This is a genomic window from Maribacter antarcticus DSM 21422 (genome assembly GCF_000621125.1).
Lineage (GTDB): Bacteria > Bacteroidota > Bacteroidia > Flavobacteriales > Flavobacteriaceae > Maribacter > Maribacter antarcticus.
Map to the genome: position 1 here is coordinate 835,642 of NZ_KK211214.1, position 13,804 is coordinate 849,445.

At 38.9% G+C, this 13,804-nt stretch carries 15 protein-coding genes; 5 read left to right on the top strand and 10 right to left on the bottom strand.

What is annotated here, in order from left to right; genetic code table 11:
- Positions 1-10: 10 nt before the first annotated feature.
- The 4 genes from Q360_RS0120190 to Q360_RS0120210 all read left to right on the top strand — a co-directional run bounded on the left by Q360_RS0120190 (position 11) and on the right by Q360_RS0120210 (position 4,885).
- On the top strand, positions 11-595 hold the full coding sequence (locus Q360_RS0120190) for a CPBP family intramembrane glutamic endopeptidase (RefSeq protein ID WP_027078702.1): 585 nt from the start codon (positions 11-13) through the stop codon (positions 593-595).
- A gap of 134 nt (positions 596-729) precedes the next feature.
- A complete protein-coding gene (locus Q360_RS0120195; protein ID WP_027078703.1) occupies positions 730-1,230 on the top strand; it encodes a hypothetical protein in 501 nt (166 codons plus the stop codon).
- A gap of 744 nt (positions 1,231-1,974) precedes the next feature.
- Entirely contained in the window at positions 1,975-3,273 is a 1,299-nt protein-coding gene (locus tag Q360_RS0120205; RefSeq protein WP_027078705.1) for a M24 family metallopeptidase, read from the top strand.
- Between the two features lie 259 nt (positions 3,274-3,532).
- A complete protein-coding gene (locus Q360_RS0120210) occupies positions 3,533-4,885 on the top strand; it encodes a DEAD/DEAH box helicase (protein WP_027078706.1) in 1,353 nt (450 codons plus the stop codon).
- 195 nt (positions 4,886-5,080) lie between these two features.
- On the opposite strand, the gene Q360_RS0120215 is transcribed toward Q360_RS0120210, so the two are convergent.
- Positions 5,081-5,647 carry a TlpA family protein disulfide reductase gene (locus Q360_RS0120215; protein WP_027078707.1) on the bottom strand — a complete coding sequence of 189 codons (567 nt, stop codon included), beginning with the start codon at positions 5,645-5,647 and terminating at the stop codon, positions 5,081-5,083.
- Between the two features lie 319 nt (positions 5,648-5,966).
- Between Q360_RS0120215 and Q360_RS0120220 the strand changes: the two genes are divergently transcribed.
- Positions 5,967-6,224 carry a hypothetical protein gene (locus tag Q360_RS0120220; protein WP_027078708.1) on the top strand — a complete coding sequence of 86 codons (258 nt, stop codon included), beginning with the start codon at positions 5,967-5,969 and terminating at the stop codon, positions 6,222-6,224.
- A 187-nt stretch (positions 6,225-6,411) separates the two neighbouring features.
- Here the strand turns inward: Q360_RS0120220 and Q360_RS0120225 are convergent, their stop codons facing one another.
- The 9 genes from Q360_RS0120225 to Q360_RS0120255 form a co-directional block, all read right to left on the bottom strand.
- Positions 6,412-7,998 carry an amidohydrolase family protein gene (locus tag Q360_RS0120225; RefSeq protein ID WP_027078709.1) on the bottom strand — a complete coding sequence of 529 codons (1,587 nt, stop codon included), beginning with the start codon at positions 7,996-7,998 and terminating at the stop codon, positions 6,412-6,414.
- A 40-nt stretch (positions 7,999-8,038) separates the two neighbouring features.
- Entirely contained in the window at positions 8,039-10,558 is a 2,520-nt protein-coding gene (locus tag Q360_RS0120230; RefSeq protein WP_027078710.1) for a M14 metallopeptidase family protein, read from the bottom strand.
- 114 nt (positions 10,559-10,672) lie between these two features.
- Entirely contained in the window at positions 10,673-11,887 is a 1,215-nt protein-coding gene (locus tag Q360_RS0120235; protein WP_027078711.1) for a sensor histidine kinase, read from the bottom strand.
- A gap of 114 nt (positions 11,888-12,001) precedes the next feature.
- Positions 12,002-12,178 (bottom strand): hypothetical protein, encoded by a 177-nt coding sequence (locus Q360_RS26855; RefSeq protein WP_245603313.1) that lies wholly within the window; start codon positions 12,176-12,178, stop codon positions 12,002-12,004.
- A gap of 7 nt (positions 12,179-12,185) precedes the next feature.
- On the bottom strand, positions 12,186-12,374 hold the full coding sequence (locus Q360_RS26860) for a hypothetical protein (RefSeq protein ID WP_027078712.1): 189 nt from the start codon (positions 12,372-12,374) through the stop codon (positions 12,186-12,188).
- Positions 12,375-12,491: 117 nt separating this feature from the next.
- Complete coding sequence (locus Q360_RS26865; protein WP_245603366.1) at positions 12,492-12,686, bottom strand: hypothetical protein; 195 nt, start codon at positions 12,684-12,686, stop codon at positions 12,492-12,494.
- Positions 12,687-12,786: 100 nt separating this feature from the next.
- Positions 12,787-12,948 (bottom strand): hypothetical protein, encoded by a 162-nt coding sequence (locus tag Q360_RS26875; RefSeq protein ID WP_245603317.1) that lies wholly within the window; start codon positions 12,946-12,948, stop codon positions 12,787-12,789.
- Positions 12,941-13,042: a hypothetical protein gene (locus Q360_RS26880; RefSeq protein ID WP_245603319.1), complete on the bottom strand. Its 102-nt coding sequence runs from the start codon at positions 13,040-13,042 to the stop codon at positions 12,941-12,943. Before Q360_RS26880 ends, Q360_RS26875 begins: the two co-directional genes overlap by 8 nt.
- A 527-nt stretch (positions 13,043-13,569) precedes the next feature.
- On the bottom strand, positions 13,570-13,794 hold the full coding sequence (locus Q360_RS0120255; protein ID WP_027078713.1) for a hypothetical protein: 225 nt from the start codon (positions 13,792-13,794) through the stop codon (positions 13,570-13,572).
- Positions 13,795-13,804: the final 10 nt, after the last annotated feature.

The following is a 13,804-nucleotide window of genomic DNA, read 5'->3' on the forward strand; positions in this document are numbered from 1 at the left end:
ATGAAGTGCCATGAATACTAAGTCAATTTATATTATCCTTATAGGTATGATTGTTTTGTGGGGTTCATGTGTGCTAGTCAGTTATTTTTCTAATCCTTTAGGATTTCTTTCCTATTTAGGATTTATAAATAGTAATAACGGAACTATGTTGAGTTGGTTATTGGCCTTGCTCATCGTAGTTTTATATTGTTTTAGTGCAGCAAAAATAGCAGATGTAAAGCGCTATATGTTTAAAATGGATAGGCTAAAATTAGTCGCAATTTGTGCAGCTTTGTTCGCAGGGATAATGGAAGAGGTGATTTATAGAAAATGGATTTTGGATTATCTCAACGCCCATGATTTCTCTGTCGTATTGCAGGTCATCATATCAGGGGTAGCTTTTGGAGTTATTCACCTGATGTGGGGATTAAAAAATATAAAGGCAGGAGTAAATGCTTTTATTTCTACATCGATATTAGGCGCTGCATTAGCCATTGTTTACGTAGTCTCAGGGCGCAGTTTAGCACCGTGTATAGTTGCTCATTTTATTATCACGGCACTTATAGAGCCTGGTTTATTAATTGCGGCAAAAAATGATACATTAGGGTATTGGTAAGAAAAACTAAAGATATAATCTGACGGAGTCAGATACCCACGAGCGTAAGCATCTTCTGCTTGTGCTGTCAGTACATCACTAGTATGAAGCAGAAACCTTAACCGTGTTGTTTTTTAACATCAAATAAATTTGAAATGAAAAAATATATTTTTGTAGTTTTTGTCGTGGTGTTGTTTTCTTGTCAACAGGAAAAAATACCGCCATCAGAAGATAGTACCGAGGCAATCAAGGCAATTGTGGTCGGGGAAACGTATGCCTATATGGAGAAAGATTATCAGAAATGGGCATCGTATTGGGACCATGGTAGCGATGTATTGCGATTGGATGTATCTAAAGCAGGTTTCGCCCAAAAAAAGGGATGGGATGAAAGCGGTGGAAAATTAGAATTATTTTTTAAGGAGAACCCGGAGCCCATAACCTCTACATTCGAAAACTCCAACTATCTTATTTTTTATGATGTCAATTTAGCATGGGTCGCATTTGACCAAACATGGACAAGCTTTGGAGGAGATAAAACCGTTGCAAAAGCAACTGCTACCCTAGTTAAAAAAGCGAACGCTTGGAAAATAGTATCCTATACTGCTATTCAATATGAAACTGGTAATCAAAATGTAGATACCTTAGGAAGGGAGTAAATCCTCACGCTAACGCAAGCATCTTTCTACTCGTCCCGTCAGGTATCAGAAAACAGTAGTTCAGTACAAAAAGTCCGAAGGTATTGAAATTTTAAAGGGATAATGTGTTTTGCGCTATAAACGTTCTAAACGTATACGTGTTCTGAATTGGTAGTTTTTTCAGGTGATGTGAAGATAGGCTGGATAGTTGTGCTTTCATTTTAGGAACATAACTACAGTGGATTTGTTATCTTAGATTTGAAAAGTGGGATATACATAATAATGAGTTCTAATTGTTGTCTCATATTTTGAATAACCCTTAACCCCGTTTTACTATGAAAAACATATCTTTCAATCTAATAATCGGAATTTTAGCTGCCGCACAAGTGATTTATAGTTTCTTCGAAGACAGTGCAACCCCGCATATATTATCATTCGAAGTGAATATCTGGATGTATAGATTATTTTGGGCCGTATTGGCTGCAGGTTGTATTTATGTCCACTTTAAAAACTTAAAAAAAGAAACGAATCAATAATTTCCCACTACCGCAAGTATCTTTTTGCTCAGGATGTCAGGAGTAGGAAAATGGGAATTCAGTTCAAAAAACGCGACGGAATTAAAAATGTAAGGTGGACAAAGCACTTGGCGTTCGTCCGAGCTCCGGAATAGGTAATTATAGTTTGGTGCCAATGTTCAATCCCTGTCATATAGATGCTGAATCCCTATTTAATTCCCTATTTTTAATCTACTTGAAACCACCAACTATGAAAAAAGCAATCCTTCTTTTGGTACTAGTAATTACCGCTCAAACCTTTGGACAAGAAGCCATGCGCCGCTGGCGTAAACTGAATCAGGTACGCGCGGATAAATTTGATTTGGTATTGCCCGAGGCGATGCGTGAAAACAACATTGCCATGTGGATTGTTACCAATCGTGAAGGAAATCTAGATCCGCTATACACCGATATGGGTGAAGGTTATGTAACTGGGAATGGGTATTATATTTTTACAGATACGGGAGAAGACCGAATTGAGCGTGCCGCGCTTGGCGTGGGAGGTTATTTGCTTGAAGAAGGTGGTACCTATGACTATTTCGGTTCCGCAGACGAGCTGAAAGAATTTGTTGCGAAACGGAATCCCAAAACCATCGGTCTCAATATTTCGAAAAATTTTGGAGGTGCAGACGGACTAACGCATTCCTCGTATTTGGAACTAGTTGATATTTTAGGGGAACCCTATACAGCACGTTTTGTTTCTGCAGAAAAACTGGTCTCTGATTTTAGGTCTAGGCGCGTTGCGAGTGAAATTGCTATTTATGGGGAAGCGGGAGAGTTTTCGTATACCATTGCAGAGAAGGCTTTTTCTAATGACGTAATTATACCGGGAGTCACCACCTTGGAAGATGTTGCTTGGTTTATGAAGGATCAGCAATTCAAAAATAATCTGGGTTCTTCGTTTGGCATGCCATCTGTTTATGTTACAGGCCCTGACGGGGTTATCGCTACGTCAACAGACCGTATTATTCAACGCGGTGATGTATTAATGCTGGATTGGGGTGTAGGGTTAATGAATATGTTTACTGATATGAAACGCATTGCCTATGTATTGAAAGATGGCGAAACTGACGTGCCAGCAGGAATTAAGAATGCATTTAAGCAAGGCGTGAACGTCCGTGATATTATCAAAAAAACTATCAAACCTGGCGTTACGGCGCAAAAGGCCGAGGATGCCGTTTACGCCGCCCTCACCAACGCGGGATTCAACAAAATGAAAGGTTTTAACAAATACACCGATCTGGATAAAACCGATGTCATTATCGGTTGCCATTCTGTAGGGAATTGGGGACATGGTATTGGGCCCTCTATTGCGTTTTTCAACCCTGTGAGGTTAGGTTATGAACTAAAACCCTCAAATTTGATTTCTATCGAGTTGTTCGCATATACCAAAATACCGGAATGGGGTGGTAAAAAGTTACGTATTCCCTTGGAAGACGATGCGCTTATTACGGAGCGCGGTGTAGAATGGCTATATCCTATTAACTCTAAAATTTTGGTAATTAAATAGTGTAGTATGTTGCCGTTTAAATGGCTGTAGCCTTTCTCGTATTCCAAAGGGTTCTCGATACAACCCCTCTTTCATGACTTCACTCAAAACGCTACCATCTTTATAATTCACAAGAAAAATAGCCCAAGCGAACTAAATAACAAGGAGGAAACGTATTATTAATGTAAAGACCAAACCCAAGCCTCATATTATGTGTCGAATTACCCTGTTTCTCAGATTATCCACATAGCTTTGCAGTAGCACTAAAAAAGCCGCTCGTATGTCCGCATTTAACGACTTTAAAATATCGAACCTCCTTCGTAACGCTCTGGGTGACTTAGGTTTTGAGAACGCAACCCCAATTCAGGAACAAGCCTTTCCGGTAGCTATGAGCGGGAAGGATATTGTGGGTATTGCACAGACCGGTACAGGAAAGACATTTGCCTATCTATTACCTATACTCAATACACACTCCTTTTCAAAGGATATTCATCCAAAGACCTTAATCTTAGTTCCTACACGGGAACTGGTGGTACAGGTGGTGGAGGAAGTGGAGAAACTGGGTAAGTATGCATCCGTTCGTGTTTTGGGTGTTTACGGTGGTACCGGCATGAACAAGCAAAAAGAGGCCTTGGCCATGGGTACGGATATTGTAGTGGGAACGCCAGCTCGTTTATACGACCTCGTATTATCCCGAGCCTTACAGCTCAAGAGCATAAAAAAATTAGTGATTGATGAGGTAGACGTAATGTTGGATTTGGGTTTTCGGTTTCAGCTGATTAATATTTTTGAGCTGTTGCCAAAACGGAGGCAGAACATTATGTTTTCTGCAACCATGACGGATGATGTGGAATTACTTATAAACGATTTCTTTTCTGGTGTGGAAAAAATTTCGGTAGCCGTAAGCGGAACACCATTAGAAAATATTGCCCAATCTACCTACGCCGTGCCTAATTTTTATACCAAGGTTAATTTATTGATACATCTGTTACAGGACACAGAAGCCTTCCATAAGGTATTGGTCTTTGTTTCCAGTAAGCGAACCGCAGATTTACTCTTTCAGGAGTTAGCGGAGTTTTTTAGCGAGGAGCTTTGTATTATCCATTCCAACAAGACCCAGAATTATAGAATGCGCTCTATTAAACAGTTCGACTCTGGTCAGAACCGAATTCTAGTCACGACCGATGTTATGGCCAGAGGTCTCGATTTAGAAGAGATTTCCCATGTCATTAATTTTGATACGCCAGCATATCCAGAGAATTATATGCATCGTATTGGTCGTACGGGTAGGGCAGAGAAGGAAGGTAAATCTATATTGCTGTATACTGAAAAAGAGGAAGAGGCCAAAGAGGCGATTGAAGCCCTTATGGCAACAGAAATTGAGGAAATAGCACTTCCCAAGGACGTAGAAATCGCCAAACGCTTAACGCGTGATGAACAGCCCAAACACATAGAGCACGAAAACCCATTACGCGAAAACGAAGAGGAACGAGGCGCCAGCTTCCATGAAAAGTCTGAGAAGAATAGCAAACAGAACCAAGGCGGTTCTTATAAGTGGATTATAAAAAAAAAATATTCCAAACCCAAAACCAGAGGCGATAAGAATTTTGGTAAGAAGGGTAAAAAAAGATAACGGATTCCTAAGGCTTATTCTGGTGTTCTTTGCTTGTAATTTTTTGTATTCAAGTGTTTCTTTTGAGCATCTTTTTTTAGTGACCCTGCTGCAGCATAATCAAAAAGGGAAGCCTTAATACTTTTAGAGCTGCAAAGTTGAATTTAGTATTGTATTAGTCGGTATTGTATATACCCTAATTAATAAAAGTGGAAATTAATTAGCTATTAAACTATCCAACAACTTCCTAACCTTTGGACTATTCCAATCTGCCGCTCCTGTTTCTTTTATTATAATTTTTCCGGAGGCATCAATGATATAGTTGGTGGGAATACTAGTTTCATAAAGTACTTCTGGGGTTGTTATACTGGGGAAATATACCGGTAGCTTATAGCGCTGCTTTTCTAAAAAACGACGCACAACTGCTGGGTCTTCATTCGTAAGCAATATAAAATCCATTTTATCGCCATAATCCACATGTAGTTTTTGAATGCTGGGTAGTTCTGCAATACAGGGTGGACACCACGTTGCCCAATAACTAAGAAACGCAACCCTTCCCATCCCAACTTCTACCATAGTTGAAGTGCCATTTAAATCTTTTACTTCATAGTTAAATGGCTGTAGCTGAGTTTGTTCAACTTCATCTATAGCGGATGGCGATAACACTAACATTTTAACTCTATTAATTGCAACCTGAATAGGCGTTCGTGTTTGGGGAATAAGTAATAAGGCTAAAAAGACCAGAAGAATGCTATTGCTGACGCTGAATATTTTCTTTTTCATTACTAGCTAAATTATGAATTTTTATGTTTTGAAGTATATAATAGTTGTTTTTTGGTCATAGCGAAATAGCGATATAGGCGCTACTTTTTATGAGTTTTACTTGTATCTGACCTACGACACCGGACTTTTGAATACTTAAAATCATCGGTGAATGACTATGCTTTAAAGATGATTGGTTTTGAACCCTTTTCCAGTTTACCGACCCTTCTTTACGCTTTATCCAAGATGTTTACAAACAACGAAAAAGCTAGTATTTCAGCGGTATACAAAAAGAGTGAACTTAAATCAGGGTCATCTTTGAGTAACCCAAACGATTATTATGAAAGCTGTTTTAACCGTATTTATACTTCTTTTTCTTAACGCTGCCGCAGTAGCACAAGACGGGAAAACCAATGATAAAGTTAGCACTGCTCAAATAGATGTCGTTTTGGTTACTGACCTTCCTATTTTTATCTCTTTGGAAAAAGTTGGGACGAAAACGCAGAACAAGGTAGCTCGTTTGTACCGGCACCAAAATTCTAGAGTAAAAAAGGCTTTATCTTTCAAAACAAAAAAGGATAGACCAAAATTGACCTAGTCTTTGTTTACTAATTATTGAGAGTATACTACTGTACTTTCCTAAAAACGAGTTATATGATTTTAGTTATTCTTTTAGTTTCTTTGGCTTTAGTAGTTATGTACAAAACCCTTTTGCTAAAAACAAAAAAGGTACTTCGGCCTATTAAAGTTCGAAGCACCTCTAAAAAATTCTAAATTAGGAGGCCTTAGTCTTTCATTCCCGGTTGTTTGATAGTATAGTTGGCTTCGCTTTTAGCTTCGTCAACTTGCCTTTTCACATCAGCCAATAGTGCTTTGGCGTCATATATAATGCCATCTTTTATCGTGTATTTGACACCGCCAGCGCGTATCACTTTATTATCCTCGGTAAGTCTAATAGCTCCAGTTCCGTAAAGTACTTTTAGGTTTTTAAGTGGATTTTCTTCGACCACTACAAAATCTGCTAATTTTCCTATGGAAACAGAACCAATTTTATCAGCCATTCCTAAAGCCTCTGCTCCATTTAAGGTGGCTGCTCTAATAACTTCTAAAGGATGAAAACCAGCTTCCCGTAGTAGTTCCAGTTCTCGCACATAAGCAAAACCATATAATTGAAATATAAATCCAGAATCCGAGCCCGCGGTTACGCGGCCGCCTCTGTTTTTATATTCGTTGATAAAGGTCATCCAAAGTTTATAGTTCTTTTTCCATGCCACTTCCTGTTCCGTACCCCAGTCGTGCCAGTAAGACCCGTGCGATATCTTGCTAGGTTGGTAGAACTCCCATAAAGATGGCAAGGTGTAGGTCTCGTGCCATTCGGCTCTTCTTGCACGCTGTAAATCTCTACTCGCTTCATAGATATTAAAAGTAGGATCTAAGGTAAAGTCAAGCTCCAATAGTTCGTTCATAACGGCATTCCAATGATCGGAATAGGGTTCTGCTGCTTGTTCCCAAAGTTTACCGGCATTTTCAAAACGGTGTTGCTCGTTTTGGTAGTTGTAATCTAGCGGGTAGTTTTGTACTGTTCTATCGTCAAATAGGGCTTCTGGGAGACCGTACCAGTGTTCCATAGATGTAAGTCCTGCTCTTGCAGAATGTAGCACATTCCATCTCGCAACGCTCATTTGTGCATGGTGACATGCAGAACCTAGCCCTAACTTTTTATTCTCGTCCAAGGCAGCAGCCATTATTTCTGGTTCGGCTCCAAAAAACTTGATACCGTCCGCTCCTTTCTTTGCATTCGCTCGTACCCATTCTCTTGCTTGTTCCGTTGTAGAGATGGGAATATCGTTCAAGGGGTTAAACGTCTTACTTGTCTGTCCGAAACCGGTATAAGACTGAATACGTGGCGCTATTATTTCATTTTTTGCACTTTTTCTTTTTAAATCCAAAGCAAAATCGATACCTCTACCGCTTGGCTCCCTAACGGTAGTAATACCATGTGCCATCCACAATTTAAATACATAGTCGGGTTCTGCTCCTTGAGATGTTCCACCAATATGACCGTGCATATCAATGAACCCAGGCAACAGATACATGCCGCTGCAATCGAGTTCTTTACCACCAGGTTTTAATTGTGGTCTTTTACTTTCATTTATGGGAACGCCGTCATAACCAACGACCTCAATCTTTTTTATAATATTATTTTCAACAACGATATCTATGGGACCTTGTGGTGGTGCTCCATTACCATTGATAAGCATAACACCTCTAATAATCAATTGGGAGTGTGGTCCGTCTCCTTGCATCGACTGCGCTAGCAGCGTACTTGCTGTTAGAAGGGACAAGAGTAAGAATAACTGTATTTTTTTCATCATGTATGTTTTGGAATGAATATGTATTGGTCAGGAAGTTTTAATCTTCTGAAGGTATATTTATTTTATCCCCAAGAAAAAGCGCATTCAAGAAGAGTCTATTCGTACCGTACCAAGAACCTCTAAAGTTTGGATTATCGGCAAAGAGGACTACTCTTCCGCTACCGACTTTGCTGACAAGTAAAGAGGCAGAGGTTTTTATGTTTTCCTCCATGTTTTTTTTCGTAACGAAGCCATCAATAAGCGGCTTTTTAGCATACCTGGCCACCGTAGCATAGGAGTTTTTACTCGGAGTTAGCCACACCGTATTGTTTTTATATACCGGAATGGTCGTGTCTCGATAACCGTAGGCTAGGGGATGGGTTATATCCAAATCGACTTTTAGGATAATACCACCAACACTTTCTTTGCCAATATTCTCACGGGCATCTACATAGGGTTTCCTTTCCGTGATTTTAGTAGAATCCTTTTCTGTTTTAGTGAGCTTTTCGTCTACTATTTTTTTGTCGATAACCCATTTGCTTGCTGTTCCGATAGTAATCAAGGTATTGCCTTTACTCGTCCAGTCTTTTATTTTGGCTACTTGCTTCTCCGATAGGTCGTATTTGCCAGAAACCATAACTAGACTTGTATACTTGTCCAAGTTTACCTTATTGAAATTACGCATTGGAATTTTGGTAATTGGCATGCCTACTCTGGTATCCAACAAATGCCAAACTTCTCCGGCCTCATAGGAACGTACACCATCTCCTATAAGCATGGCTGCCTTAGTTTTTTTAATAGGACGGATATTACTACTGCCTAAATCAATGCCTTTAAGGTTAAGCCCAGAATCCACTGCAAAAATGGGGACATCGAATTTATCCTGTGCTTCTCTAATCGCTTTATGTACCGATGCTGCATCCTGTTTTTGAAGACTCACGCTAACCAAAACTGCACCATAATTAAAATTTTTCACCTCTTTTCTGGTCTTAGAAGTAAACGGTTTAGCCGCAGAGGAAGCAACGATACCTTTTTGTTGTAAATAATGTAGAGCTGCCGGGGCATTGTAATCGTCCCAATCCATCACATAGGCATAATCTGATTTTTCAACCGGAGGTTGCTTAGCAAGATTTTCTGCACTGGTGATTTTATCCCCAAGTTGAAGCGTATTTACCGACTTGTATTTCATATTATAGAAATTACCCAAAGACCATGCTGAAGCATCATAATAAACGCTGTCCCTATACTTGTTATAGGTTTCAAACATTGTTTGCACCATTCTGTACTGTGCCTGATTTGTAGGCACCGTGTACTTATCTCCAGAACGGTACACTTCAATTTTATGTAATAATAATTTATCTATGAAGGCCTTGGTACGGTTTTGGTCATGCACATCGCCAAAAGTATAGCCCTTGATTTTACTCTTTGCAGCATTCGTAAGGCCACTTTTAAAGAACTGCTGCTGATATTTGCGCATGTACGCTTTATTATTTACTGCAGTTTTCACTGTAGTAATACTTGATGTGTATTGATTCCTTATGGTAAATGCAAAGGTGATTTCGCCAAACGCGGTGGTTTGTCTGTGTCCGCGAGAACTTGCTTGCTCAAATAACAATCCTAGGCCTCCTTGTAAATCTGGATACGAAGACCCGTAGCCGGGATACGTGCCATCAAAAACTTCTTTTGTAAAATATAGCGAACCGATACTATCTAAAGCTTTAGCAAATTCGTTACCAAAAAGTGTGTTGAGATCCTCATAGTTTTCTTTGGGCATAATCGGATCCATAGACGCGTTAGCTTTCATAGGTTCAAAAAAATAGGTGCTTTGGGTGCCCATTTCATGAAAGTCTGTTACTACGTTTGGATACCATTGGTGGTACCAATTCAATTTGCCTCTACTTTCAGGGTTGATGCCTAGTAGCCAATCTCGGTTGAGATCAAACCAATAGTGATTTGTCCTTCCTCCTGGCCAGTATTCGTTGTGTTCGGCATCTTGTGGGTCTGCTACCTCAGGTGTACCTTGGTAGGTATTTGCCCATTGGCTATGACGATCACGACCGTCTGGATTAATAGTAGGGTCTATAAATATGACCGAGTGTTTTAGATAATTCAGGATTTCTGGATTTTCTGAAGCCGCAAAGGTATATGCCGACAATAAAGCAGCTTCTGAGCTTGATGGTTCGTTTCCGTGTACGTTGTATGCAAGATTAATGAAGATAGGTACCTCATCATAATTGGAAACTGATTTTGAAGGATCAGTGAATGCTAAATGAGCTTCTTGTAGTTGCTCTAAGTTGTTGCCATTTTCCGGAGCGGTAATGGTAAGCATAACGAGTTTTCTGCCCTCGTGGGTTTTTCCGTAGTATTGAATCCTAGCACGGTCAGAAACTTCTGCTAATTTTTCGAAATAGGCAACGATGAGATCGTGCCTGGTATGGTGCTCTCCGATACCGTAGCCTAAAAAAGCTTCTGGAGATGGAATGTTCTCGTTAAAAGGTTTAAATTTTTGATAGAAATAATCCTGAGCGTTTAAGGTACTCCCAAAGAGGACTACTAAGAGTAGTAATTTTCTTAACATGTAACGTTGTTTTAATGTTGCTGCTTAAATATACCTATTATCCCTTTAAAATGCAGCAGAGAGAAGTAATTTATACTAAGCACTATGAAGATAAAATCTAAAATAAATTTTAGTTTACACTGCTGGGTGCAACTGCTGCGTTATTTCGTGGAATCTGATGATGTAGTTAGTTCCTTTTTTACTAACGTCTCTTTGGATAGTACCTTTTAATTGCCGAGTGAGGTTATGGATGAGCTTTAGCCCTAATGACTTGGAATTTTTATGGGTTATTGTTTCTGGGAAACCTTTACCGTTGTCACCAATATTAAGTACATATTGTTTGTCCAGTTCTTTATTTAAGACAATATATATTTCACCTTCTTCTTCATCAGCAAAACCATATTTTAAGGCATTAGTTACCGCCTCGTTAATCAAGAGCCCCAATGGTATGGCCGTATCTATGCCTAATTTTATATCTGGAATATCGATTTTTAGCTGCACCTTACTGTCCAGTCCTTTAATAGACCTTATGAGGTACTCGCTCAATTCCTGTACATAAGATTTGTACTCTATTTGAGTAATATCATTTCGCATGTAGAGCATTTCGTGAACCATTGCCATAGAAATAACCCTGTTCTGTGTGCTTTTAAGTAGGGTTTTCATTCTTGCCTCTTCCACATTACGTGACTGCAGACTCAGTAAGCTGGATACGGTTTGTAAGTTATTTTTTACTCGATGATGTACTTCCTTTAGTAGCGTTTCCTTTTCTTCCATTTGTGCAGTAAGTTCTTTTTTGGAACGGTACAGCGCATGGTGTGTTTTTAGTAAGTTCTTACCGAATATATTACCTAGAAGAAACATAGAGAATAAAACGGAAAGGAGGTTAAACAGGTCTTTTGAACCCTCTGGAATTATATTTTCTGTGATACTAAGGTCAGGAATGCTTTGCAAAAAAATTAAGAGTACCAGACAAAAAACAAGAATAAGGTACACCTGTCCGTATCGTTTCGTGGTAACATAACCAGCAAAGACAATCAAGGCCAGCGTAAAAATAAAGGGACTATTGATGCCGCCGCTATAGAGGGTAATGATTAAGGCACTAATAAGCGCCATTATAGAGGAAATATTATAGGTGGTAGTGATGTTTTTATACTTGTGAAATGCCCAAGTATTTAGAAGGTTGCAAATACCAAAAGCCACAAAAATAACAGGAATTATCTGCTTTATGTTTAGTCCGAAATAGCAGATAGCCGCAAAAATTAGGGACAAAGCACTAGAAACGTAGTTTACCTTTAAAATAAGAGAAACCTTATCTTTAAGACGTTCTTGATCTACATGTGAATCGTTCATATAAAACGTTTTGATTCGATATTAGTTTTTGTTACCCAAATGTAAAACTAATCATGTTTACTCAATAATTCCAATACTTTTTAACATTCCGAAAGTAGGAAGCTAAAAAAAACTTTACATCCTTCTCTTTATTGGCTTTAAATCTGTTAAATCACCAATAGAAATGGGTTTTTTCTCCTGCACGCTTTTATGTGTTGCAATACCAATTAAAATTGACATGGCACCGTCTCGTAGTCCCGACTGTCCTATCAAATTTGTCAGTAGTATCTTGGTATACGAATATTTTATCATGCAAACGCTAAACGCCGCCACCGTGCGCGCTTTTTTCCATTTGTACGTCTACGGTCTCGTGCTCTTGGCAAAGTTTGTGCATAATTATGGGCTCTATATACCTTTCTTCTTGTTGCGACTGTTCTATTTCCTTGGCGTGTTTCTCTGCCTCGTCTACGGTATTCATTTTATGGTAGGGAATATCTTGCCAAGCCACTATTTGGCCTTTGGTGCCGTTAAGGGCTATACGCCAACCCTCAAAAGGGGACTAGGTGGTTAGGGAGTAATTGAGGATAGTATTGTCGGTATATTTTACTTGAGCGGACATCTTATATTAAATAGCTATGTTTTCACTAAACAGGCAATTATCACGTATATAACCATCTTCATGTTCCACGTAGCGTTCTTTGGAAAATTCATCGGTTGATGTCCCAATAGAACTTGCAGGAATCCGTAAAACCACAGGTTCTGCAGTTTGGCCCCCGTTGTGTTCCGTTTTTACCATAAAACTCAAGATCACCGTTGGCAAAAACTTTATTTGGTTCTGAATTTATCCACCAATTCAGTAAGTCGAAATGATGGGTAGCTTTATGTACCCATAACGAGCCGCTACTTTCCATTTCACCATGCTAGTGTCTAAAGTAAAAGGCACCGTGGTAGGTGTTTAAATACCAATTAAAATCAACCGAAACCAATTCTCTTACAGTGTCATTTTGTAACAGTACTTTTATTTTGGTGGCACAAGGACTCCAACTATAATTGAAACCGACGATTAGGTTTTTTTTAGACATTTTTAAACTTTATAATACTTTGGCATTTAATTTCGTCCGTGTCCATTGGTTTTTCCGGTAGCACATCACAACCCATTTCCAGACTTTTTATCATAAATTCATGATGATTGGAATCTTTGATGGTGACAATAACTAAATCTGGTTTGGTCTATTTTACCATTTTATCAAAGTCAGTAAACAGTGGGCAGTTGGTTCTTATATACCCTTTTCCACAAGATAGTCGATTTGAATTGCTATCGTAAAGACCCACGAATTCTAAAATATCAGAGTAAGTGTCCAATAAGTGTTTCCCCAAAAGGTAGTACCTCTTATGCCGGTTCCCACTAAAACTATCTTTAATTTGGAGGTCTTTCCAAAAGCAAAACTGTTTAAGGGCAATACCCCCACTTGCGACGAGCATATTTATAGAACTAAGAAACTTCGTTCTTGAATATGTAATAGGTAGTCGGAATTAATTACACTACAAGTTACTTAGATAATTGGCTAGATGTACATTGAAACGGGGCTCCTGACGGTATATCGATAACTCAAGAAGGTCTAAACAGTAAACGATAGAGCCCTATTTATTTTCTTACGTTCTCTTATAACGCAAATAATAAAGGGTATAACAGAAGATTTGGCTTATTCTATAATCTCGTAGTCGATGCTTAATTTTCGTAAAGCCCTTAAAGCAGAACCAGAATTTTTGTCTTCCATCAGTATATCTACAGGGTCTCCTTCTAGTAGTATATCTGTAAGTTCATTCGACAAGGATGCATCAATATTAGATGAAACGGCTTCAATACATTTAGCAATAGCCCTTCTATCTGGTTTCTGAGCGTCACAGGATAATAAGTTTAGTTTCATAATATAGTTT

Coding starts and splice junctions, on each gene's coding strand:
- Q360_RS0120235 (WP_027078711.1), bottom strand. CDS start 11,887: ATGAACGATTCACATGTAGATCAAGAACGTCTTAAAGATAAGGTTTCT.
- Q360_RS26855 (WP_245603313.1), bottom strand. CDS start 12,178: ATGATAAAATATTCGTATACCAAGATACTACTGACAAATTTGATAGGA.
- Q360_RS0120225 (WP_027078709.1), bottom strand. CDS start 7,998: ATGAAAAAAATACAGTTATTCTTACTCTTGTCCCTTCTAACAGCAAGT.
- Q360_RS26875 (WP_245603317.1), bottom strand. CDS start 12,948: ATGTCTAAAAAAAACCTAATCGTCGGTTTCAATTATAGTTGGAGTCCT.
- Q360_RS0120205 (WP_027078705.1), top strand. CDS start 1,975: ATGAAAAAAGCAATCCTTCTTTTGGTACTAGTAATTACCGCTCAAACC.
- Q360_RS0120220 (WP_027078708.1), top strand. CDS start 5,967: ATGAAAGCTGTTTTAACCGTATTTATACTTCTTTTTCTTAACGCTGCC.
- Q360_RS0120210 (WP_027078706.1), top strand. CDS start 3,533: ATGTCCGCATTTAACGACTTTAAAATATCGAACCTCCTTCGTAACGCT.
- Q360_RS0120195 (WP_027078703.1), top strand. CDS start 730: ATGAAAAAATATATTTTTGTAGTTTTTGTCGTGGTGTTGTTTTCTTGT.
- Q360_RS0120255 (WP_027078713.1), bottom strand. CDS start 13,794: ATGAAACTAAACTTATTATCCTGTGACGCTCAGAAACCAGATAGAAGG.
- Q360_RS0120230 (WP_027078710.1), bottom strand. CDS start 10,558: ATGTTAAGAAAATTACTACTCTTAGTAGTCCTCTTTGGGAGTACCTTA.
- Q360_RS0120190 (WP_027078702.1), top strand. CDS start 11: ATGAATACTAAGTCAATTTATATTATCCTTATAGGTATGATTGTTTTG.
- Q360_RS0120215 (WP_027078707.1), bottom strand. CDS start 5,647: ATGAAAAAGAAAATATTCAGCGTCAGCAATAGCATTCTTCTGGTCTTT.
- Q360_RS26880 (WP_245603319.1), bottom strand. CDS start 13,042: ATGATAAAAAGTCTGGAAATGGGTTGTGATGTGCTACCGGAAAAACCA.